The following is a 19,811-nucleotide window of genomic DNA, read 5'->3' as shown; positions in this document are numbered from 1 at the left end:
TATCGACGCTGCTTTCGTTGTCGTTACGCCGTTTTCGGCACGAAAACGCGGAATGGCCGCACCGGGAGCACCCGATGCGGCCATTCCGGACAAACGGTTACTTGCCGCTGGCGTACAGCGCGCTCACGTCGGCGTCGGACAGGGCCCGGTCGTAGACGTGGACCTGGTCGACGGCTCCGTTGAGGAAGTCGACCGGGTTGCCGCCGTACTTGCCGCGGCCGATCACCGTGTTGCCCGTCGACGCGTCGCCGAGGCAGACGCTCTTCGTCGCGGCCAGCTGGCCGTCGACGTACAGCTTCAGCGTGCCCGAAGCCGCGTCGCGGACGCCGACCACGTGGTACCAGCGGTTCGCTTCCGGGGCCACGGGCGCCAGGGCCCGCGTGCCGACGAAGCTCATCGCCAGCCGGTGGTCCTGCCCCGAGTACTGCAGGAAGAACGCGCTGTTGCTCGGGCCGTCCTGGCTGACGATCGTCTGGAAGCCGTCGCCGACGGCGTTGAACTTCACCCACGCAGCCGCGCTGTAGCTGCCTTCGGTGTTCACCAGCGCGGCGCCCGTGTCGGCGTACTGGCCCGACCCGTTCACCGCCAGCGCCGAACCGCTCTTGCCCGCGGTCCAGGACGCGCCGCCGACGAGCGTGGCGTCGTGGTCGCCGACGCTGTCCGCGGCCACCGTGCCGGTGTTCTCGTCGAACGGGTACGCCGCGATGCCGTCGATGCCCGGCGTGCCCTGCGGCACCGAGGGCCCGGACACCGGAGCGCCGGTGGCGCCCTTGATGACCGCGAGGTTCGCCGCGCGGACCGCCGCGAAGTCCATCTTCTTCACCTGCCGGTCGTAGGTGAAGAAGCCGTTGACCTCCTTCTCGACGTCGGTGGTCTGCGTGTAGACGCCGGCCGAGACGCCGCACCGCTGGGCGACCAGCAGCAGGCGCTGCTGCAGCTCGCCGTAGCGCCGGGTCAGCGTCGCGCTGTCGGGCTCCATCTCGTAGGCGAAGCTGCCCGCCGCATCGAACTCGTGGCCGGCGACCTTGAGGCCGAGGCCGCCGTACTCGCCGTCGACCGCCGCGCGCGTCCCGGTCTGCATCGGCGTCCCGGGCCCGGTGTAGGTGTGGTCGTCGTAGATGTCGCCCTTGCCGCTGTCCGGTTCGGACCGGCAGCAGTTGACGCCGGATTCCGCGTTCACCAGCCGAGACGGGTCCCAGGACTTGACCTCGTCGGCGATCCGGCCGACTTCGTAGTCGCCCCAGCCCTCGTTGAACGGCACCCAGGTGACGATCGACGGGAAGCTGCGGTGCTGGTCGATCATCCGCTTCATCTCGGACTCGTAGTTGACGCGCGAAGCCGCCGACGGCTCGACGTCGTCCTTCATCGCCGGCATGTCCTGCCAGACCATGAGCCCGAGCTTGTCGGCGTAGTAGTACCAGCGGTCCGGCTCGACCTTGATGTGCTTGCGCACCATGTTGAAGCCGAGCGCCTTCTCCTGCTCCAGGTCGAACTTCAGGGCCGCGTCGGTCGGCGCGGTGTAGATGCCGTCCGGCCAGAAGCCCTGGTCGAGCGGGCCGACCTGCATGACGAACTTGCCGTTGAGCAGCATCCGCTCCTTGCCGTCGGCGGTCTTGCCGACGCTGATCGACCGGATGCCGAAGTACGAGCCGACCTCGTCGCCCGAGGGCACGAGCCGCACGCGCAGGTCGTAGAGGAACGGGTCGTCCGGCGACCACAGGTGCGGCCGGTCCACCTTGAGCTTCAACGGTTTGTTCGCGTCGCCGGACACGCGCCCGACCGGGCGGCCGTGGTCGTAGGCGACGGCTTCGACGCGCTGGCGCACCGGGCCGCCGACCACGGCGTTGACCGTGACCGACCCGCTCGCGACGTCGGGCGTCACGTCCAGGCGGTCGATGTGCGCGGGCGCCACCGGCTCCATCCACACGGTCTGCCAGATGCCGGAGGTCGGCGTGTAGAAGATGCCGTCGCCGGGCTGGCGCTGCTTGCCGATCGGCTGCCCGCCCTGGTCGTTCGGGTCGGCGACGCCGACGACGAGCTCCTGGGCCTTGGCCGTGGTGAGGGCGTCGGTGACGTCGACGGACCACGCGTCGTAGCCGCCGGTGTGGCGGGCGACGGTCCTGCCGTTGACGATCACGGTGGCGTCGTAGTCGACGGCCTGGAAGTGCAGGAGCAGGCGCTGGCCGCGGCCGACCTGCCAGGTCTTCGGGACCTCGAACGTGCGGCGGTACCACATGTTCGTTTCGTGGCGCATGATCCCGGACAGCGCGGACTCGACCGGGTACGGCACGAGGATCCGTTCGCCGAGCGTCTTCCCGATCGGCGCGGCCTCACCCGGGTTCGCCTTGGCGAACTCCCAGACGCCGTTGAGGTTCTGCCACTTGTCGCGGGTCAGCTGGGGGCGGGGGTAGTCGGGGAGGGCGTTGGCAGGGGAGACGTCCTTGGTCCACGGCGTGGACAGCGGCGGGGTCAGCCGCTGCCACTGCGGGGTGTCGGCCGCGGCGGCGGCGGGAACGGTGCCGAGGCCGGCCACCGCGACCGCGAACGCGGCGGCCGCGGTGAGCCATCTCCGGGTTTTTCGGGCAGGGCGGAACATCGTTGAACCTCCTGGTAGGGGACAGGGGTCAGCGTCGAACTTCTACTGGGTTCGGGAGCGCGCCAGCAGGCGCTGGATCACCACGACGACGAGCAGGAAGGCCCCGCTCACCACCGTCTGGTAGTTGGAGTCGAGGGTGCCGATCTGGTTGATGACGTTCTGGATCAGCGTGCGCAGCAGCACGCCGACGAGCGTGCCGACGATCGTCCCGGCGCCACCGGTGAGCAGCGTGCCGCCGATGACGACGACCGAGATCGCGTCCAGTTCGGTGCCGACGCCGATGACCGTGACGCCGGACTGCAGGTACGCGGCGGTGAGGACGCCGGCGAACCCGGCGAGCGCGCCGCTGAGCGTGTAGAGGCTGATCTTGGTGCGGGCCACCGGAAGGCCCATCAGCAGCGCGGAGTTCTCGGCGCCGCCGATGGCGAACACCGACTGGCCGAACCGCGTGCGGCGCAGGAGGAGCCCGCCGAGCGCGAAGAGGACCAGCGTCAGGTAGACCGGGACGCCGATGCCGAAGATCGTGCCCTGGCCGAGCCAGAGGAACGCCGAGCCCGGGTCCACTTTGTACGTCGTCGCGCCTTCGGACGTCAGCGCCAGCAGGAGTCCTCGGGCGAACAGCAGCGACGCCAGGGTCACGATGAACGGCGCCATCCCGGTGCGGGCGATGAGCAGGCCGTTGACCAGCCCGATCAGCGAACACACGGCCAGTGGCAAGAGGATCGCGACGACCAGGCCGTACTGCGCGCCGTACGCGGCGAGGACGCCGCCGAGCGCGTAGTTCGACCCGACCGACAGGTCGATGCCGCCGGAGATGATCACGAACGTCATGCCGAGTGCGATCACCGCGAGGAACGACCCCTGCAGCACCAGGTTGCGCAGGTTGTCCGCGGTGCCGAAGTGCGGGAACGCGAACCACGACGCGGCGATGCCGAGCACGAGCACGACGGCCGCGCCCTGGCGCTGCAGGACGCCAGCGAACGCCGCGTTGCGGGCCTGGGTCTGGGTCGCGGTCATTTGCTGCTCCGCTCACGCGCGACGTAGACCGCGACGACGATGATGGCCGCCTGGACCATCTGCGCGGTCGAGTCCGGCAGGTTGTGCTTGATCAGGGTCGCTTGGACGAGCTGCATGAGCAGCGCGCCGAACACGGTGCCGAGCACGCGGACCCGGCCGCCGGTCAGCGGGGTGCCGCCGACGACGACCGCGGTGATCGCGGACAGTTCCATCAGCAGGCCGACGTCGCTCGGGTCGCTGGCGGCCAGCCTCGACGTCGCCAGCACGCCGGCCACCGCGGCCAGCGCCCCGGAGATGACGTAGACGCTGATGAGCACGCGCTTCACCGGCAGGCCGGCCAGGGTGCTCGCGGCGCGGTTGCCACCGACGGCGACCAGGTGGCGGCCGAACGTCGTGCGCTGGACGACCAGCCCGGCCAGCACCGCGAGCACGCCCGCGACGATGACCATGATCGGCACGCCCAGGAAGTCGCCGGTGCCCAGCTCCAGGAAGTCCTGGTTGTGCAGCTGGACGAGCTGGCCGTGGGCGATGACCAGCGCTAGCCCCCGTCCGCCGACGAGCAACGCGAGGGTCGCGATGATCGGCTGGATCCCGAGGTAGGCCACCAGGTAGCCGCTGAACAGGCCGGAGACCACGCCCGCGACGACGGCGACGATGATCGCCATCAGCGGACCGGCGCCCAGGTAGAGCGGGATGAGCGCGGCGGCGATCGACATCACCGAGCCGACCGAGAGGTCGATGCCCTCGGTGCCGATCACCAGCGCCATGCCGAGCGCGACGATGCAGACCGGCGCCGCCTGCACCAGCTGGGTGCGGAAGTTGGCCGCGGACAGGAAGTTCTCGGTGAACACGACGTTGAACAGCAGCAGCACGACGACGGCCAGGTAGACGCCGTAGTTCTGCAGCCACGCCGTGACTTTCGCGCGGTCGGGGGTTTTCGTCAGGGTGGCGCTAGACATCGTTGTCACCCTCGGCTGCGATGGCGGTCAGGACGTTCTCCTCGGTGATCCGGTCGCCGGTCAGCTCGCCGACCACCGAGCCGTCGCGCAGCACGACCACGCGGTCGGAGCCGTCGATCAGCTCTTCCAGTTCGGACGAGATGAGCAGCACGCCGAGCCCTTCCTGCGCGAGTTCGTCGATCAGCGCCTGGACTTCGGCCTTGGCGCCGACGTCGATGCCGCGCGTCGGCTCGTCCAGGAGCAGGATCTTCGGGCCGGTGGCCAGCCAGCGGGCGAGCAGCACCTTCTGCTGGTTGCCGCCGGACAGCTCCGACACCTTCTGCTCGGGACTGGCCGCCTTGATCCGCAGGCGCTCCATGAAGATCTTGACGATCTTGTCCTGCTTGGCCTTGCTGACCAGGCCGAACGGCGAGAGCGTCGGCAGCGCGGCGAGCACGATGTTCTCGCGGACCGACAGGTTCGGGATGATCCCGTCGGTCTTGCGGTCCTCGGCCAGCAGCGCGATCCCGGCCCGCATGGCGGCCTTGATCTTGCCTTTCTTGAGCGGTTTCCCGGCCAGCAGGACACTTCCGCCGTCGAGGGGGAAGGCGCCGACGATGGCGCGCGCCGTCTCGCTGCGGCCGGAGCCGAGCAGGCCGGCGAGGCCGACGACCTCGCCGGGCCGGATGCTCACCGAGACGTCGTGCAGCCTCCGCATGCCGGACAGCCCTTCGGCCTTGAGCAGCGGTTCGCGTTCGACGTCGTGTTCCTCGCCGAACGCCGTGACGCCTTCCTCGCGGATCTGCTTGATCTCCCGGCCGAGCATCTTGCTCACCAGCTCGATGCGCGGCAGGTCCTTCAACGGTCCACTGTGGACGACCCGGCCGTCGCGCAGCACGGTGACGCTTTCGCAGACCCGGTACAGCTCGTCCATCCGGTGGCTGACGTAGACGATCGCGATGCCCTCGGCGTGCAGCCTGTTCAGCACCTCGAAGAGCGTCTCGACCTCGCGTGGCTCGAGCGACGACGTCGGTTCGTCCATGATGACGACCTTCGCGTCGGTCGAGACCGCGCGGGCGAGCGCGACCATCTGCTGCGCGCCGACGCCCAGGGTGTGCAGCGGGCGCTTGACGTCGTCGGTGATGCCGTAGCCCTTGAGGAGCTCGCGGGCGTCGGCGTACATCTTCGACCAGTCGACGAGACCGGCCTTCGTGCGCGGTTCGCGGCCGAGGAAGACGTTGCCGGCGATGCTCATCAGCGGGACGAGGTTGACCTCCTGGTAGATCGTGGAGATCCCGGCGCGCTGCGCGTCGATCGGCCGCTTGAAGGTGACGGGGGCGCCGAGGTGGCGCACCTCGCCCTCGTCGGGCTGGTACACGCCGGTGAGCACCTTGATCAGCGTGGACTTGCCGGCGCCGTTCTCGCCGACCAGCGCGTGCACCTCGCCGGGTCGCAGCGCGAAGCTCACGTCGTCGAGGGCAAGGGTGCCGGGGAACCGTTTGGTCACCCCGGCCACCTCGAGCACCGGTGCGGTCGTCATGGCGACGTCCTCTTCGGTGGCTGCCGTCATCAGTACGCGTTCCCGACCTTCTGGGCCGCGTTGGTCTCGTCGTACTGGTCGTCGGTGATCACGATGCTGGCCGGGATGGCCTCGCCGCTCTCGAACTTCTGCAGCGTCTGGAAGGCCAGCGGGCCGAAGCGCGGGTTCGACTCGATCACGGCGTTGTAGCTGCCGTCGGCGATCAGCTGCACGGCGTTGCGGGTGCCGTCGATCGAGACGACTTTGACGTCCTTGCCCGGCGTCTTGCCGGCCGTCTTCAGCGCGTTGACCGCACCGACGCCCATTTCGTCGTTTTCGGCGTAGACGGCGGTGATGTCCGGGTGGCTCTGGATGAGCTGCTCCATCACGGCCTGGCCCTTGGACCGGTCGAATTCACCCGTCTGCTCGGCGACGACGCTCAGGCCGGCGGTCTTCGCGAGCTCGTCCTTGAAGCCCTTGGTGCGGTCGGTCGTCACGTTGTTGCCGGACGAGCCGAGCAGGATCGCGACCTTGCCGGTGCCGCCGGTGGCCTTGGCCATCGCCTGCGCGGCGCGCTTGCCCTGCTCGACGAAGTTCGAGCCGATGAAGGTCAGGTAGTCGGTGCAGGGCTGCGACGTCACCTTGCGGTCGATGGTGACGACCGGGACCTTCTTGGCCTTCGCCGCGTCGAGGGCGGGCTGGAGGCCGTCGGAGTTCAGCGGCGCGACGATGAGCAGCTGGGCACCCCGGTCGAGCAGCGACTTGATGTCGCTGATCTGCCGGTTGAGGTCGCTCTGGGCGTTGGTGACGAGCAGCTTGTCGCTCGCGATGCCGAGCTTCGCGGCTTCGTCCTTGATGGACTGCGTCTCGGCGATCCGGAAGGGGTTGGCTTCCTTTTCGGACTGTGAGAAACCGACCACCGCGGTCTTGAGGTCGACCTTGGGGTAACCGGTTTTGTCGATGGTGCAGCCGTCGGCGCTCGGCGCGACGGACTGGGCGCTGGCGGCGGGGCCGCCACCGCTGGAGGGGGCGGCCGGGGTCTCTTCCCTGCTGGTGCAGGAGGAGAGGGTCAGCGCGGTGGCGGCCGCGGTGGCCAGGACCAGGAGGGGGCGGGTGGACAGAGGCACGGTGACTCCTCGGGCAGCGACGGTGGTGGCCCGCTCACCGGGGTGATCGGAGTCACCGCGGGAGCCTTGAGGTACTTTTTACATCGTTGGAACAACGTTGTAAACCGGCAAATCCTCGCTACACTTCGTGCTCACTATCTCGAAGGAGCCGCCCGTGACCGTGACGCTCAAGGACGTCGCCACGCTCGCCGGAGTGTCGGTGAAGACGGTGTCGAACGTGGTGAACGGCTATGCCTTCGTCAAGCCGGAGAACCGCCGGCGGGTCGAGGAGGCGCTGGCGGCGACGGGCTACCGGCCCAACGTCGGGGCGCGCAACCTGCGCCGCGGGCGCACGGGGTTCCTGGCGCTGATGGTGCCGGAGCTGTCGATCCCGTACTTCGGCGAGCTGGCCGGCCTGGTCATCACGGCGGCGCAGAAGCGCGGCTGGAGCGTCCTGATCGAGCAGACGCAGGGGACGCGCTCACGGGAGCGCGAGACGCTGTCGTCGCTGGGGCCGCACCTGGTGGACGGGGCGCTGGTGCACCCGGAAGCCCTGGAGGCGGCGGACTTCCCGTCACCGGGAGAGATCCCGCTGGTGATGCTGGGCGAGCACGCGGTCGACGTGCCGATCGACCATGTGGCGATCGACAACGTGCTGGCGGCGCAGACGGCGGTGTCGCACTTGGCCTCGCTAGGTCGGACCCGGATAGCGGCGATCGGGCGCAACCCGGCCCGTGGGACGTCTTCCCAGCGTCTGGCCGGCTACCGGGCCGGCCTTGTCGCGGCGGGATTGTCCTATTCGGACAGTTTGGTGGCACCGGCGGAGAAGTGGCACCGATCGGTGGGGGCGGCGGCGATGCGATCGCTGCTGGCGTTGCCATCGCCGCCGGACGCGGTGTTCTGCTTCAACGACCTGCTGGCGATCGGCGCGTTGAGGGCGGTCGCGGAGCTGGGGCTGAGGGTGCCGGAGGACGTGGCGATCGTGGGGTTCGACAACAACGAGGAGAGCGCGTTTTCGTTGCCGTCGCTGACAACGATCGCCCCGGACAAGACAGCACTGGCCGAGGCGGCGATCGATCTGGTGCACCGGCGCATCACGGGGGACAAGGGCTTGCCACCGCAGGACATCCAGACGCCGTTCGCGCTGGAGATCCGCGAGAGCACGAGCGGGTAACCCTCAGCAGGGCGCGACGGCGCCGGTTTCGCCGGCCGCGCACCAGCCGGGGTGGGTGGCGAGCCAGGCGTCCCGCTCACGGAGGACCTGTTCCTGTGTCAGCCCGCGGGCGGCGTTCAGGCAGCTCCCGGTCTGGCAGTCCTCGGTCCGGGGGCGGGTGGGCGTGGCCTTGCGCGCGGGCGCGGTGGTGGTCGTCGTGACCACGCTCGTCACGGTGGCGGTCTCGGTGACGGTGACGGTGACCGGCTCGGCGGTGACGGTGGTGGGGACCGGCTGCGGGGTCTGCGCGGAGGGCGCGGCCGTGCAGCCGCCGGCCAGCGCGGCGGCGGCCAGTATCCCGGCGATGGTGCAGCGACGCATGATCGGAACTTTCGGGGCGCGGCGGATGATGTACCCACGATCCGCCTGGAGCCGCAAAACCACCAGGGCCGTTGGACCCGGGCCGGGTCAGCGCTTCGGCCAATGCCAGCTCGGCCGGTCCAACCTCCCCTGGCCCACCAGCCTCGTCTCCCCGTTCTCCTTCTCCAGCTCCACCTCGCCGACCTCGGCCACCTCCGACAACGCCCGGATCAGCGAAGACGCGTGTGACACCACCACCAACTGCATCTCCTTCGCCGCCGTCGCGATCAACGCCGCCAACGCCGGCAGCAAGTCCGGGTGCAGTGATGTCTCCGGCTCATTCAAAACCAGCAGCTCCGGGCGGCGCGGTGTCAGCAGCGCCGCCACCCACAGCAGGAACCTCAATGTCCCGTCCGACAGCTCCGCCGCCGACAACGGCCTCAACAGCCCGTGCTGGTGGAAGCGGACCGACAGCACTTCCTCCCTCGACTCCACCGATACCCGCGAGCCCGGGAACGCCGCGTCCACGATCGCGGCCAGCTCCGCCGCTCGGCCGATCTCGATGATCGTCTGCAGGGCCGATGCCAGGTCCGCGCCGTCGTGGGACAGCACGAACGTTCTTGTTCCCACCCGGGACTGGCGGGCCGGGGCCGTCGCGTCCGTGCGGAAGTGGTCGTAGAACCTCCATGACCTGATGCTCTCGCGGACCACCAGCAGCTCCGGGCACGCCCGCGGGTCCGCGAACTCGCTCAGCATGCTGTCGGACAGCCGGATCTGGAACGTCTCCGGACCCCAGCCGCCGGATGCCACCCTCGTGCGCACCGCCGGGCCCGCGCGGTCGGCCAGCAGGGCCGCCGGTCGCAGAACCGGCCCCGCCCACACCGCCTCGCGCTTGAACTCCGGGTCCAGGTTGAACATCGTCTCCCGGACCGGTACCGGCAGGCCCAGGTCGAGCGCGTAGCCGAACTCGTCGCCCGCGAACCCCAGCCGGAGGCCGACCGCCTTCGTGCGCACTGTGCCCTGGACCCGCGCGCCCGGGCGTGAGCCGTTCTCCGGGGCCGCCCACAACGTCGACGGCAAGCCGCCTTCGCGGGCCAGTGCCGCCACCGCGCCGTTGCGGGACGCGTCCGCCAGCAGCCGCAGTGCGCGGTAAAGGCTCGACTTGCCGCTGCCGTTCGGCCCCGTCACCACCGTCAGCCCGGACAGCGGCAGGACCAGGTCGCGCAGCGAGCGGTAGTTCTCGACGGCCAGCGTGGTCAGCATGCCCCGAACCTAGCCGCCACCCCTGACGAATCCGGATTCGTCCGATCTCTGTCCGGCTTGGCCGTTGACATCCGCGAACTCGAACAGCCAGAATCAGCCGTCGTCGATCCTATAGGATCCACGGTTCGTGCTAAATGGACCGTGGTCGTCCGATGTCTTCCCGACCTCGAAGGAGTGGTCATGGCAGCACGCGGCAGACGGGGCCTGGGTGCCCTCGCCGGACTGACGGTGATCGCCGGCCTGCTCACGGCCCCCACAGTGGCCGCGGCTGAACAACCGCAACCGGTGGCCCAGAAGCCGTATATGGGCTGGAGCAGCTGGAGCCTGGAGTCGACGAACTACCCCGGCGTCAACCCGACCGGCCCGGCCAGCTGGCTCACCGAGGCCCACGTCCTGCAGCAGGCCGACGTCCTCGCCGCGAAGTTCAAGCAGCACGGCTACACCTACGTCAACATCGACGCCGGCTGGTCGAACTCCTTCGACGAGAACGCCCGCCCGGTCGTGAACCCGGTGACGTTCCCGGACGGCATGAAGTACGTCGGCGACTACGTCCACCGCAAGGGCCTGAAGCTCGGGTCGTACCTGGCCGTCGGTCTCGACCTGAAGGCCTACAACGACGGCAACTCGCCCATCGCGGGCACCACGAACTGTCACACCCGGGACCTCGTCTACCCCGACCTGCGCAAGACCAACGGCTGGGACTCCGCCTACAAGATCGACTTCGGCAACCCGTGCGCCCAGTCCTATGTGGACTCCGTGGCGCGGCTGCTGGCCGGCTGGGGCGTCGACTTCCTCAAGCTCGACGGCGTCGGCCCCGGCTCCTTCAAGGGCGGCGACAACTACACCAACACCTCCGACGTCGAGGCGTGGCACCAGGCGATCGCCAAGACCGGCCGCCCGATGGAGTTCGTCGTCTCCTGGGCGCTCAGCCACCGCCAGGCCGACGTCTGGAAGGGCAACACCAACGGCTGGCGCGTCGACACCGACGTCGAGTGCTACTGCGACACCCTCGTGACCTGGAACAACTCGGTCAGGCAGCGCTGGAACGACGTCGTGCAGTGGATCCCCGACGCCGGCCCCGGCCACTGGAACAACCTCGACTCCGTCGACGTCGGCAGCGGCAAGATGGACGGCCTCACCGAAGCCGAGCGCCAGAGCTACGTGACGCTGTGGGCGATCGAAGCCGCGCCGCTCTACCTCGGCGACGACCTGACCCAGCTCGACGACTACGGCGTCAAGCTGCTCACCAACGACGAGGTCATCGCGGTCGACCAGGCCGGGACCCCGGCCAAGCCGGTGAGCCAGACGACCGACCAGCAGGTCTGGTACAACCGCAACGCCGACGGTAGCTACACGGTGGCGCTGTTCAACCTCGCCGCGACGCCGGCCCGCGTCACGGCGGACCTCGCGCAGCTCGGCATCGGCGGCCCGGTCGAGATCCGCGACCTCTGGGCGCACCAGAACGTCGGCACCACCACCGCCGACCTGCCCGTGCACGGTTCCCGCCTGTTCAAGGTGACCCCGCTCGACCGCACTGCCTTGGCGGCCCCGGCCGTCGTGCACGGCACCGCGGCCACCGGCACCAGCGTCTCGCTCGCCTGGGACGCTTCGAAGGGCGCGCAGAACTACGACGTCCTCGTGAACGGCCGCAAGGTCACTACGGTGCCCGGCCCGAGCGCCACGGTCACCGGCCTCCAGCCCTCGACGAGCTACGACTTCACGGTGGTCGCCAACCAGCGGTACGGGCGGCCATCGGCGGCCAGCAAGAAGATCAGCATCACCACGCCCGCGGCCGATGGCCCGAAGGCGTACGAAGCCGAGAACGGCAGTCCGCAGGGCGGCGCGACCGTCTACGACTGCGCGTGCTCGGGCGGCAAGAAGGTCGGTTACCTCGGCGGCAGCGGCTACGTCGTCCTGCCGACGGTCACCACCGCCAAGGCCGGCACCTACCTGATGCAGCTGTCCTATGTGGACGGCGACTCCAGCCGCACCGGCATCGTCACGGTGAACGGGACGTCGTTCCCGCTGCCGGTCGCCGGCAGCAACGACAACGACTGGAACACCCCGCAGACCGTCACCGTCCCGGTGTACCTGCAGGCCGGGGCCAACACCGTCCAGATCGGCAACCAGGCAGGCTATGTCTACGACGTCGACAAGATCACCGTCTAGGGGCCGGGACGCGCCGATCGCGTGGCTGCTCGTCAGCCCCGCGCTCGGCGGGTTCGCGGTGTTCTTCGCCTACCCGGCCCTGCGCGGGCTCTACCTGAGCTTCACCGAGTTCCACGTCCTGACCGACCCGCGCTGGATCGGCTTCGGCAACTTCGAGCAGCTCGTGGGCGACGGCGAGTTCTGGCACTCCCTGCTCGTCACGGTCTACTTCGTCGCGCTGTCGGTCGTCCTCGGCGTGCTGGTCTCGCTGGTGACGGCGGTGATCCTGCACCGGCTCGCCGCGGCGGCCACCATCCGCGGGCTGCTGATCCTGCCGTTCCTCATCTCCGGCGTGGTCACCGCGCTCGTCTGGTCGTGGATGCTCGACCCGCAGCTCGGCATCGTCAACATCCTGCTCACGAAGCTCACCGGCGAACCGGTGCTGTTCTTCGGCTCGGGTGCCTGGGCGGTGCCGACGCTCGCGGGGCTGAACATCTGGAAGTCCATGGGCTACAACGCGGTGCTGATCTTCGCCGGGCTGCAGACCATCCCGTCCACTGTGTACGAGGCGGGCCGGATCGACGGCGCGAGCGAGCTGCAGATGTTCCGCCGGCTCACCGTCCCGCTGCTGCGGCCGATCCTGGTGATGGTCGTGGTGCTGACGGTGATCAGCTCGTTCCAGGTCTTCGACATCGTCCAGGTGACCACCAAGGGCGGTCCGGCGGACGCGTCGAAGGTGCTGCAGATGTACATCTACGACAAGGCGTTCGGCCAGTTCGACTTCGGCTACGCGGCGACCATGTCACTGGCCCTGTTCGTGCTGCTGGCCGCGGTCACCTTCGCCCAGCTGAAGCTGGCTCGCGCCGGCGAGTCCGACACCGACTAGGAGGGACCGTGCGCCGGATCTCCCCGGGCCGGGTCGTCGCCTGGGCGTACCTCGTGGTCGTCCTGGTCGTCACGATCTTCCCGTTCTACTGGATCGTGCGGACCGCGCTGTCGAACAACTACGCACTGGCGACGGACCCGTCGTCACCCGGCCCGGTGGGCTTCACGCTCGGCGCGTTCGAGCGCGCGCTCGGCTTGGCGTCCCCGGCCGAAGCCGCGGCACAGGGCGGGTCCGCCGCGTCGATCGACCTGCTGCTCGCGCTGCGGAACTCGATCGTCTACGCGGTGCTGCTCACCGTCTGCACGGTGTTCTTCTCCGCGCTGGCCGCGTTCGCCTTCTCGCGGCTGCGGTGGACGGGCCGCAACGCCGTGTTCGCGGTGCTGCTGAGCGCGTTGATGGTGCCGCAGGTGCTGACGCTGCTGCCGAACTTCGTCCTGATCAAGGACCTGGGCCTGCTCAACGGTTTCGGCGGGATGATCCTGCCGGCGGCCTTCTTCTCCGCGTTCAACATCTTCTTCCTGCGCCAGTTCATGCTCGGGCTCAGCACCGAGATCGAAGAGGCCGCGATCATCGACGGCGCCGGTCCGCTGCGCGTCTGCTTCCGGATCGTGCTGCCGATGAGCGCCGCGCCGATCGCGACCCTGGCGCTGCTGACGTTCATCACCACCTGGAACGACTACCTGTGGCCGTTGCTGGTCACCAACGACGACACCGTCCGCCCGCTGACGCTGGCGCTCGCGGTGTTCAAGCAGTCCTCGCCGCAGGCGGCGCTGGACTGGGCCGGCCTGATGGCCGCCACGCTCGTCGCCGCGCTGCCGATGCTGCTGCTCTTCGTGGTGTTCGGCCGCCGGCTCGTCAATTCCATCGGCTTCACGGGGTTGAAATGACGGATCTCCTGCTCTCCTGGCCGGACCCGGCCGCGGACTGGACCGAGGCGATGCCGGTCGGCAACGGCCGGCTCGGCGCGATGGTCTTCGGCGGCGCCGGCCGCACGCGCATCCAGGTCAACGACGCCACCGTCTGGTCCGGCACACCGGACGGCCCGGCCGCCGCGCTGGCCGGTGTCGACGCCGGTCCCGAGCGGCTCGCCGAGGTGCGGGAAGCCGTGTTCGCGAAGGACTTCCGCCGCGCGGAAGACCTGCTGATGGGCTTCGAAGGGCCGTACAGCCAGGAGTTCCTGCCCTATATGGACCTGTGGCTGACGCTGCCCGAGGGCACCTCGTGCGGCCGGACCCTCAACCTGGACAACGGCGTCGCCACCGAACGGCTGACCATCGACGGTCACGACGTCGAACGGACGGTCTGGGTGAGCCGGCCGGCGCAGGTCCTGTGCGTCGCGCTTTCCGGCTGGACCGAGGTCGACGTCGATTTGTCGACACCACTGCGTGAGGTGTCGCGCGACGGCTTGGACCTGGGCATCGAGATCCCGATCGACGGGGCGCCGCGCCACGAGCCCCAGGTCGAGGAGCCGCTTCGGTACGGGACCGCCGAGGGCTACGACCCGTTCGGCGCGGTTTCCGTCCGGGTCGCCCGGACCGGGAGGAGCGTCCTGATCGTTCTGGCCAGCTCGACCAGCGCGTACGACGCCTGGATCGGCGACCGGCAGCACACCCGCGACGAACACCGCCGGCGGGCGGCCGTTCTCGCCGAACAGGCGATCGCGGCGGGCGCGGCGGAACTGCGCCGGGCGCACGAAGCCGACCTGCGGCCGCTGCTCGGCGCGTGCTCGCTCCGGATCGGGGAGCGGCGGGGCGGCACCCACGACGTCGCGGAACTGCTGTCCGGCCGGGACGAGCAGCTGACGGCGACCGTGCTCTTCCAGTACGGGCGCTACCTCCTGGCGAGCGCGTCGCGGCCCGGCGCGCCGCCGGCCAACCTGTCGGGCATCTGGAACGACGACCCGCGCCCGGCCTGGTCGTCGAACTACACGATCAACATCAACACCCAGATGAACTACTGGGCCGCCGAGCCGACCGGGCTCGGCGAGTGCCACCAGCCGCTGTTCGAGCTGCTCGGCAAGCTCGCGGTCACCGGCGCCGCCGTCGCGCGCGAACTGTACGGCGCCCGCGGCTGGGTCACCCACCACAACACCGATCCGTGGGGCTGGGCGCTGCCACCGGGAATGGGGCACGGCAACCCGTCGTGGGCACTGTGGCAGCTGGGCGGCGCGTGGCTCGTCCAGCACGCCTGGGACCACTACGACTTCACCCGCGACCGCGCCTTCCTCGAGCGGACGGCGTGGCCGCTGCTGCGCGGGTGCGCCGAATTCTGCCTCGACTGGCTGGTCGAGCACGACGGCTTCCTCGGCACCTGCCCGTCGACGTCGCCGGAGAACCTGTTCCTCTCCGAAGCCGGGACGAAGGAGTCGCTGACGCATTCGGCGACCATGGACCTCGTCCTGATCCGCGCGGTGTTCGAGCGGAGCCTCGCCGCCGCGGCGACGCTCGGCGTCTACGACCCGGTGTGCACCGAGATCGAGGCCGCGCTGCCGAGGCTGCGCCCGCTGCCCGTGCTCCCCGACGGACGGCTGGGGGAGTGGGCCGAGGACCTGCCCGAAGAGGACCCGGCGCACCGGCACCTGTCCCACCTGGTCGCGCTGTACCCGCTGGGGCAGCTGGACACCCCGGAGCTGGTGGAAGCGGCGCGCCGGGTCATGGACCGGCGCGGGCCGGGCGCGATGGGCTGGTCGTGGGCGTGGAAGATCGCGCTGCGCGCGCGGCTCGGAGACGGCGAGACCGCGCGGAAACTGCTGAGCGAGGCCACCCAGCCGTTCACCGGTGACCGCCACCGGGACGCGCCGGTCGACGGCTCCGAGTGGGGCGGGCTGCTGCCCAACCTGTTCAGCACGCACCCGCCGTTCCAGATCGACGGCAACTACGGCTTCCCGGCCGGGCTCGCGGAACTGGTGCTGCGGAGCCACAACGACGTCGTCACGCTGCTGCCGGCGCTGCCCGCGGACTGGACGTCGGGGGAGGCGCGGGGGCTGCGGTGCCGCGGCGGGCTCGCGGCCGACGTCGAATGGCGGGACGGCGAGCTGCGGTACGCCGTCCTGCGGCGGCTGTCGGGCGACCCGGCCGAGCCGGTGCGGGTGCGCTACCGCGGCCGCGAGACCGAGCTGCGGCTGCGGACCGGCGAATCGATCGTCCTGAAAGGACTGTGATGCTCACCGACCTGCCCCTGGACGCGCTGTGGGACTACCGCAGCGACTACGTGGCGCCGCCGGACTTCGACGAGTTCTGGGCGTCGACGCTGGCCGAAGCCCGCGACCACGACCTCGCCTTGCGGCTGACGCCGGTGGACACGCCCCTGCGCACCCTCGAGGTGTTCGACGTGACCTTCTCGGGATTCGGCGGGCATCCGCAGCGCGCCTGGCTGCGACTGCCGCGCGGTGCCGACGAGCCGTTGCCTGCGATCGTCCAGTTCCACGGCTACGGCGGCAGCCGGGGAAGCGCTCTCCAGGAGCTGCACTGGGCCTCGGCCGGGTACGCGCACCTGCAGGTCGACGTGCGCGGCCAAGGCGGCGTCACGCCCGATCCGGTGGGCAGCGGACCGGCCTACCGCGGCCACCTGACCCGCGGCATCGACAGCCGCGAAACCTATGTCTACCGGCGGATCTTCACCGACGCGGTCCGCGCGGTCGACGCGGCACGGGCACTGAAGCAGGTCGACCCGGCGCGGGTGGCGGTGCTCGGCAACAGCCAGGGCGGCGGCATCGCCCTCGCCGCGGCGGGGCTCGCCCCGGACGTCGCCGCCCTGCACGCGCAAGCGCCGTTCCTCTGCGACTTCCGGCGCGCGAGCCTGGTCGGTGGCGAGCGGCCGTACGTCGAGCTGTCGCGATACCTGGCCGAGCACCGCGACGCGACCCCGCGGGTCTTCGAAGTGCTGTCCTACTTCGACGGTCTCGGGTTCGCTTCCCGCGCGACGGCACCGGCCTGGTTCAGCGCCGGGCTGATGGACGGCATCGTGCCGCCGTCCACGGTCTTCGGTGCCTATCACGTCTACAAAGGACCGAAGCGGCTCGCTGCCTGGGAGTACAACGGCCACGAAGCCGGTGGCCCCGAAGACGTCCAGGCAGTGCTCGAAGGATTCCGGACCACCCTGCACCCCCACGGGAGTTGACATGAAGATGCGCGCAGCGGCCGCCGGTCTGGTGGCCACGCTCGGAGCGTTGACGGCCGCCTGCGGTGGCGGCTCGGCGAGCGGCAGCGGGACCACCGTCAACTGGTGGACCTGGGACGACAAGCAGGCCGCGGCGTACCAGACGTGCGCGTCGGCGTTCGAGAAGGCGAACCCCGGCACGACGGTGAAGATCACGCAGTACAACGTGGACGACTACTTCACCAAGCTCACCGCCGGGTTCGTCGGCGGCACCGCGCCGGACGCGTTCCAGAACAGCGTCCAGTACTTCCAGGCCTACGCGTCGCAGCACCAGCTGCTGCCGCTGGACGACCTGATCTCCCGCGACAAGTTCGACCTGAAGCGGTTCTCCGTCGGCGTCGACGCGTGGAAGTTCACCGACGGCAAGCAGTACGGCCTGCCGCTCGACTGGTCCGCGACCGGCCTGTACTACAACACCGACGCGATCACGAAGGCCGGCTACACACCGGCAGACCTGGCGAAGCTGACGTGGAACCCCGACGACGGCGGGACGTTCGAGAAGGTCGCGGCGCACCTGTCCGTCGACCGCAGCGGCGTCCGCGGCGACCAGCCCGGGTTCGACAAGGACCACGTCGCCACCTACGGCACCGGGCAGCTCGCTTCGCGGGACTTCATCGGCGAATCGACGTGGAGCTCGTTCGCGATGACCACCGGCTGGCGGATGGCCGACAAGCAGTCGTGGCCGACGACGTTCACCTACGACGACCCGGTGTTCGCCAAGACGCTGAGCTGGGTGCGGTCGCTGGCCGACCGCGGGTTCGCGCCGAAGATCGGCACCTTCACGACCGGCGGCCAGGCGAGCATCAGCGACACCGACCTGCTCGGCTCCGGCAAGGTGGCGATGGAGACGGCGGGTTCGTGGACGGCGGGGACGTTCGCGAAGCTGCCCGGGGTGAAGGTCGGGATCGCGCCGACGGTCTTGGGGCCGACGGGCAAGCGCGCGGTGCTGTCCAACTCGAACGGCGACAACATCTGGGCCGGCACGAAGAACCCGGACCTGACCTGGAAGTGGGTCTCGTACCTGGGGTCGCCGGAGTGCCAGTCGGCGGCCGGGGCGAGCGGCACGTTCTTCCCGTCGATCCCGGCGTCGATGGACGCCGCGGCCGCGGCCATGAAGGGCCAGGGCGTCGACCTCTCGGTGTTCACGTCGATGCTCAAGGACGGCACGCTGGTCCCGGCGGTGGTCTACGGCAACGGCGCGGCACTGCAGGACGCGGAGCGGCCGCTGTTCGAGGCGTACTTCGCCCACCAGCGCGACGGCGACGTGTTCGCGGAGATGGCGTCGAAGAGCCGAGCCGTGCTGGGCAAGCAGTAACCTGTAGTCACGACACGAGGGGAGCCAGGGTGGCCGCCGGACGAAGGCTCGAGGCCCTGCCGAGCAGGCAGGTGCTGGCCGACGGCGTCTACGAGCAGATCCGGGCGCTGATCATGAACGACGGCATCGAGCCCGGCGCGCGCGTCAACATCGACGAGATCGCGCGCGAGCTGGGCGTGTCGGGCACGCCGGTGCGCGAGGCGCTCGCGCGGCTGGAGTCCGAGGAACTGGTCAGCCGGCTGCCGCTGCGCGGGTACCGGGTGACGGAACTGCTCGACCGCAAGGAAGTCGACGACATGTACGCGCTGCGCCTGCTGCTGGAGCCGCCGTCGGCGGCGTTAGCGGCCGCGGCGATGTCGGACGCGAACGTCGCTCTGCTCGAAGCCGAGATGGCGACGTGCCCGGCGGCCCCGGCGGAGGACGCGTACAGCGACTACAAGGCGTTGACGGCGCACGACCAGCGGCTCCACGAGCTGATCCTGCACCTGGCCGGCAACGCGGCGGTCGAGCAGGCGTTCGCGCGGACCCACTGCCACCTGCACTTCTTCCGGCTGAACTACAACCAGCCGTTCGGCGAGCAGACGATCACCGAGCACCGCGTGATCGTGGACGCGCTGATCGCGGGGAACGCGGCCGCGGCGCGGAAGGCGATGACGGACCACCTCGAAGTGGCGCGGGACCGCCTGCTCTCCCGCCTGTGACGCACGAAGGCCGCACCGGGCGTACCCGGTGCGGCCTCCCCCGACGACGTCAGCTGCCGGTCACTTGACCGGCATGGTCACTTCGTAGATGCGGTGCTGCTGGGCGGCCGCCGCGCGGAAGCCGTTGGCCCACAAGGACTCCACCTGGGCGGACTCCTGCGCGTTCGGGTTCGCGTTGGTGCACGACGGGCCGGGGCCGCCACCGGACATCAGCTCCGAGCACGGGCCCTCGTAGTGGTCCGGCAGGCCCAGCGCGTGGCCGGTTTCGTGGGCCGCGATGCGGGTCTGGTTGTACTGCTCGGCCTGCGTGTAGTCGATGAAGATCGTGCCGCTGCCGTGGCCGTCGGTCTGGGCGTACGAGCCGCGCGGGTCGTTGCCCTCGGTGTAGTGCAGCGACGCACCCGAGGAGCTCTCCTGGAGCTTGACGTTCGACACCGCCGCGTTCCAGTTGGCCGCGCCCGCGTTGATCACGTCGCGGAAGGTCGGGGCGTCCGAGGTGTCGTAGTAGACGATCGTGGCCGCTGCCGGGGCCGCCATGGCGGGCGCGGCGGTCAGCGGGGTCGCGATCATCGCCAGCGCGACGGCGGCGCCGGGCAGCAGGTACTTCCTGGACATCGGGACGACTCCTTGCCGTGGGGAATTTGCCGGGTT

Annotated in this window: 16 protein-coding genes; 8 read left to right on the top strand and 8 right to left on the bottom strand. The window is 70.0% G+C overall.

Translation table 11 applies throughout. The features are described 5' to 3' along the window. Nucleotides 1-97: 97 nt before the first annotated feature. The 5 genes from AB0J40_RS30660 to AB0J40_RS30640 are packed head-to-tail and all read right to left on the bottom strand — an operon-like array spanning nucleotide 98 to nucleotide 7,197. Nucleotides 98-2,596: a LamG-like jellyroll fold domain-containing protein gene (locus AB0J40_RS30660; protein ID WP_364459622.1), complete on the bottom strand. Its 2,499-nt coding sequence runs from the start codon at nucleotides 2,594-2,596 to the stop codon at nucleotides 98-100. A gap of 42 nt (nucleotides 2,597-2,638) precedes the next feature. Then, on the bottom strand, nucleotides 2,639-3,613 hold the full coding sequence (locus AB0J40_RS30655) for an ABC transporter permease (protein WP_364459619.1): 975 nt from the start codon (nucleotides 3,611-3,613) through the stop codon (nucleotides 2,639-2,641). Then, nucleotides 3,610-4,572, bottom strand: coding sequence for an ABC transporter permease (locus AB0J40_RS30650; RefSeq protein WP_364459616.1), 963 nt, complete (start codon nucleotides 4,570-4,572; stop codon nucleotides 3,610-3,612). Before AB0J40_RS30650 ends, AB0J40_RS30655 begins: the two co-directional genes overlap by 4 nt. After that, nucleotides 4,565-6,121 (bottom strand): sugar ABC transporter ATP-binding protein, encoded by a 1,557-nt coding sequence (locus AB0J40_RS30645; protein ID WP_364459613.1) that lies wholly within the window; start codon nucleotides 6,119-6,121, stop codon nucleotides 4,565-4,567. The genes AB0J40_RS30650 and AB0J40_RS30645 overlap by 8 nt, the downstream gene beginning before the upstream one ends. Beyond that, nucleotides 6,121-7,197: an ABC transporter substrate-binding protein gene (locus AB0J40_RS30640; protein ID WP_364459610.1), complete on the bottom strand. Its 1,077-nt coding sequence runs from the start codon at nucleotides 7,195-7,197 to the stop codon at nucleotides 6,121-6,123. Before AB0J40_RS30640 ends, AB0J40_RS30645 begins: the two co-directional genes overlap by 1 nt. A 154-nt stretch (nucleotides 7,198-7,351) precedes the next feature. On the opposite strand from AB0J40_RS30640, the gene AB0J40_RS30635 reads away from it, so the two are divergent. After that, nucleotides 7,352-8,350: a LacI family DNA-binding transcriptional regulator gene (locus AB0J40_RS30635; protein WP_364459607.1), complete on the top strand. Its 999-nt coding sequence runs from the start codon at nucleotides 7,352-7,354 to the stop codon at nucleotides 8,348-8,350. Between the two features lie 3 nt (nucleotides 8,351-8,353). Here the strand turns inward: AB0J40_RS30635 and AB0J40_RS30630 are convergent, their stop codons facing one another. After that, a complete protein-coding gene (locus tag AB0J40_RS30630; RefSeq protein WP_364459604.1) occupies nucleotides 8,354-8,710 on the bottom strand; it encodes a hypothetical protein in 357 nt (118 codons plus the stop codon). 87 nt (nucleotides 8,711-8,797) lie between these two features. Then, a complete protein-coding gene (locus AB0J40_RS30625) occupies nucleotides 8,798-9,952 on the bottom strand; it encodes an AAA family ATPase (RefSeq protein WP_364459601.1) in 1,155 nt (384 codons plus the stop codon). Nucleotides 9,953-10,132: 180 nt separating this feature from the next. Between AB0J40_RS30625 and AB0J40_RS30620 the strand changes: the two genes are divergently transcribed. The 7 genes from AB0J40_RS30620 to AB0J40_RS30590 are packed head-to-tail and all read left to right on the top strand — an operon-like array spanning nucleotide 10,133 to nucleotide 19,160. After that, the gene (locus tag AB0J40_RS30620) at nucleotides 10,133-12,121 is read left to right on the top strand and encodes a CBM35 domain-containing protein (protein ID WP_364459598.1); all 1,989 of its coding nucleotides are present in this window, start codon (nucleotides 10,133-10,135) and stop codon (nucleotides 12,119-12,121) included. Next, entirely contained in the window at nucleotides 12,090-12,986 is an 897-nt protein-coding gene (locus tag AB0J40_RS30615; protein ID WP_364459596.1) for a sugar ABC transporter permease, read from the top strand. Before AB0J40_RS30620 ends, AB0J40_RS30615 begins: the two co-directional genes overlap by 32 nt. A gap of 8 nt (nucleotides 12,987-12,994) precedes the next feature. After that, nucleotides 12,995-13,873 carry a carbohydrate ABC transporter permease gene (locus AB0J40_RS30610; protein WP_364459593.1) on the top strand — a complete coding sequence of 293 codons (879 nt, stop codon included), beginning with the start codon at nucleotides 12,995-12,997 and terminating at the stop codon, nucleotides 13,871-13,873. After that, nucleotides 13,870-16,146, top strand: a complete 2,277-nt coding sequence (locus tag AB0J40_RS30605) for a glycoside hydrolase N-terminal domain-containing protein (RefSeq protein WP_364459590.1) — start codon at nucleotides 13,870-13,872, stop codon at nucleotides 16,144-16,146. The genes AB0J40_RS30610 and AB0J40_RS30605 overlap by 4 nt, the downstream gene beginning before the upstream one ends. Further along, nucleotides 16,146-17,105: an alpha/beta fold hydrolase gene (locus AB0J40_RS30600; protein WP_364459587.1), complete on the top strand. Its 960-nt coding sequence runs from the start codon at nucleotides 16,146-16,148 to the stop codon at nucleotides 17,103-17,105. The genes AB0J40_RS30605 and AB0J40_RS30600 overlap by 1 nt, the downstream gene beginning before the upstream one ends. Nucleotide 17,106: 1 nt before the next feature. After that, the gene (locus AB0J40_RS30595) at nucleotides 17,107-18,459 is read left to right on the top strand and encodes a sugar ABC transporter substrate-binding protein (protein WP_364459584.1); all 1,353 of its coding nucleotides are present in this window, start codon (nucleotides 17,107-17,109) and stop codon (nucleotides 18,457-18,459) included. 29 nt (nucleotides 18,460-18,488) lie between these two features. Then, complete coding sequence (locus AB0J40_RS30590) at nucleotides 18,489-19,160, top strand: GntR family transcriptional regulator (RefSeq protein WP_364459581.1); 672 nt, start codon at nucleotides 18,489-18,491, stop codon at nucleotides 19,158-19,160. 60 nt (nucleotides 19,161-19,220) lie between these two features. On the opposite strand, the gene AB0J40_RS30585 is transcribed toward AB0J40_RS30590, so the two are convergent. After that, nucleotides 19,221-19,775, bottom strand: a complete 555-nt coding sequence (locus tag AB0J40_RS30585; RefSeq protein ID WP_364459578.1) for a snapalysin family zinc-dependent metalloprotease — start codon at nucleotides 19,773-19,775, stop codon at nucleotides 19,221-19,223. Nucleotides 19,776-19,811: the final 36 nt, after the last annotated feature.

It is taken from the genome of Amycolatopsis sp. NPDC049691, from assembly GCF_040675005.1.
GTDB lineage: Bacteria > Actinomycetota > Actinomycetes > Mycobacteriales > Pseudonocardiaceae > Amycolatopsis.
This window is presented reverse-complemented; position numbering and strand designations above follow the sequence as displayed.

Bases quoted from the DNA above. Each gene is read 5' to 3' on its own strand.
- AB0J40_RS30655 (WP_364459619.1), bottom strand. From the start codon at position 3,613: ATGACCGCGACCCAGACCCAGGCCCGCAACGCGGCGTTCGCTGGCGTC.
- AB0J40_RS30600 (WP_364459587.1), top strand. From the start codon at position 16,146: ATGCTCACCGACCTGCCCCTGGACGCGCTGTGGGACTACCGCAGCGAC.
- AB0J40_RS30620 (WP_364459598.1), top strand. From the start codon at position 10,133: ATGGCAGCACGCGGCAGACGGGGCCTGGGTGCCCTCGCCGGACTGACG.
- AB0J40_RS30650 (WP_364459616.1), bottom strand. From the start codon at position 4,572: ATGTCTAGCGCCACCCTGACGAAAACCCCCGACCGCGCGAAAGTCACG.
- AB0J40_RS30660 (WP_364459622.1), bottom strand. From the start codon at position 2,596: ATGTTCCGCCCTGCCCGAAAAACCCGGAGATGGCTCACCGCGGCCGCC.
- AB0J40_RS30585 (WP_364459578.1), bottom strand. From the start codon at position 19,775: ATGTCCAGGAAGTACCTGCTGCCCGGCGCCGCCGTCGCGCTGGCGATG.
- AB0J40_RS30605 (WP_364459590.1), top strand. From the start codon at position 13,870: ATGACGGATCTCCTGCTCTCCTGGCCGGACCCGGCCGCGGACTGGACC.
- AB0J40_RS30595 (WP_364459584.1), top strand. From the start codon at position 17,107: ATGAAGATGCGCGCAGCGGCCGCCGGTCTGGTGGCCACGCTCGGAGCG.
- AB0J40_RS30645 (WP_364459613.1), bottom strand. From the start codon at position 6,121: ATGACGGCAGCCACCGAAGAGGACGTCGCCATGACGACCGCACCGGTG.
- AB0J40_RS30615 (WP_364459596.1), top strand. From the start codon at position 12,090: ATGTCTACGACGTCGACAAGATCACCGTCTAGGGGCCGGGACGCGCCG.
- AB0J40_RS30630 (WP_364459604.1), bottom strand. From the start codon at position 8,710: ATGCGTCGCTGCACCATCGCCGGGATACTGGCCGCCGCCGCGCTGGCC.
- AB0J40_RS30625 (WP_364459601.1), bottom strand. From the start codon at position 9,952: ATGCTGACCACGCTGGCCGTCGAGAACTACCGCTCGCTGCGCGACCTG.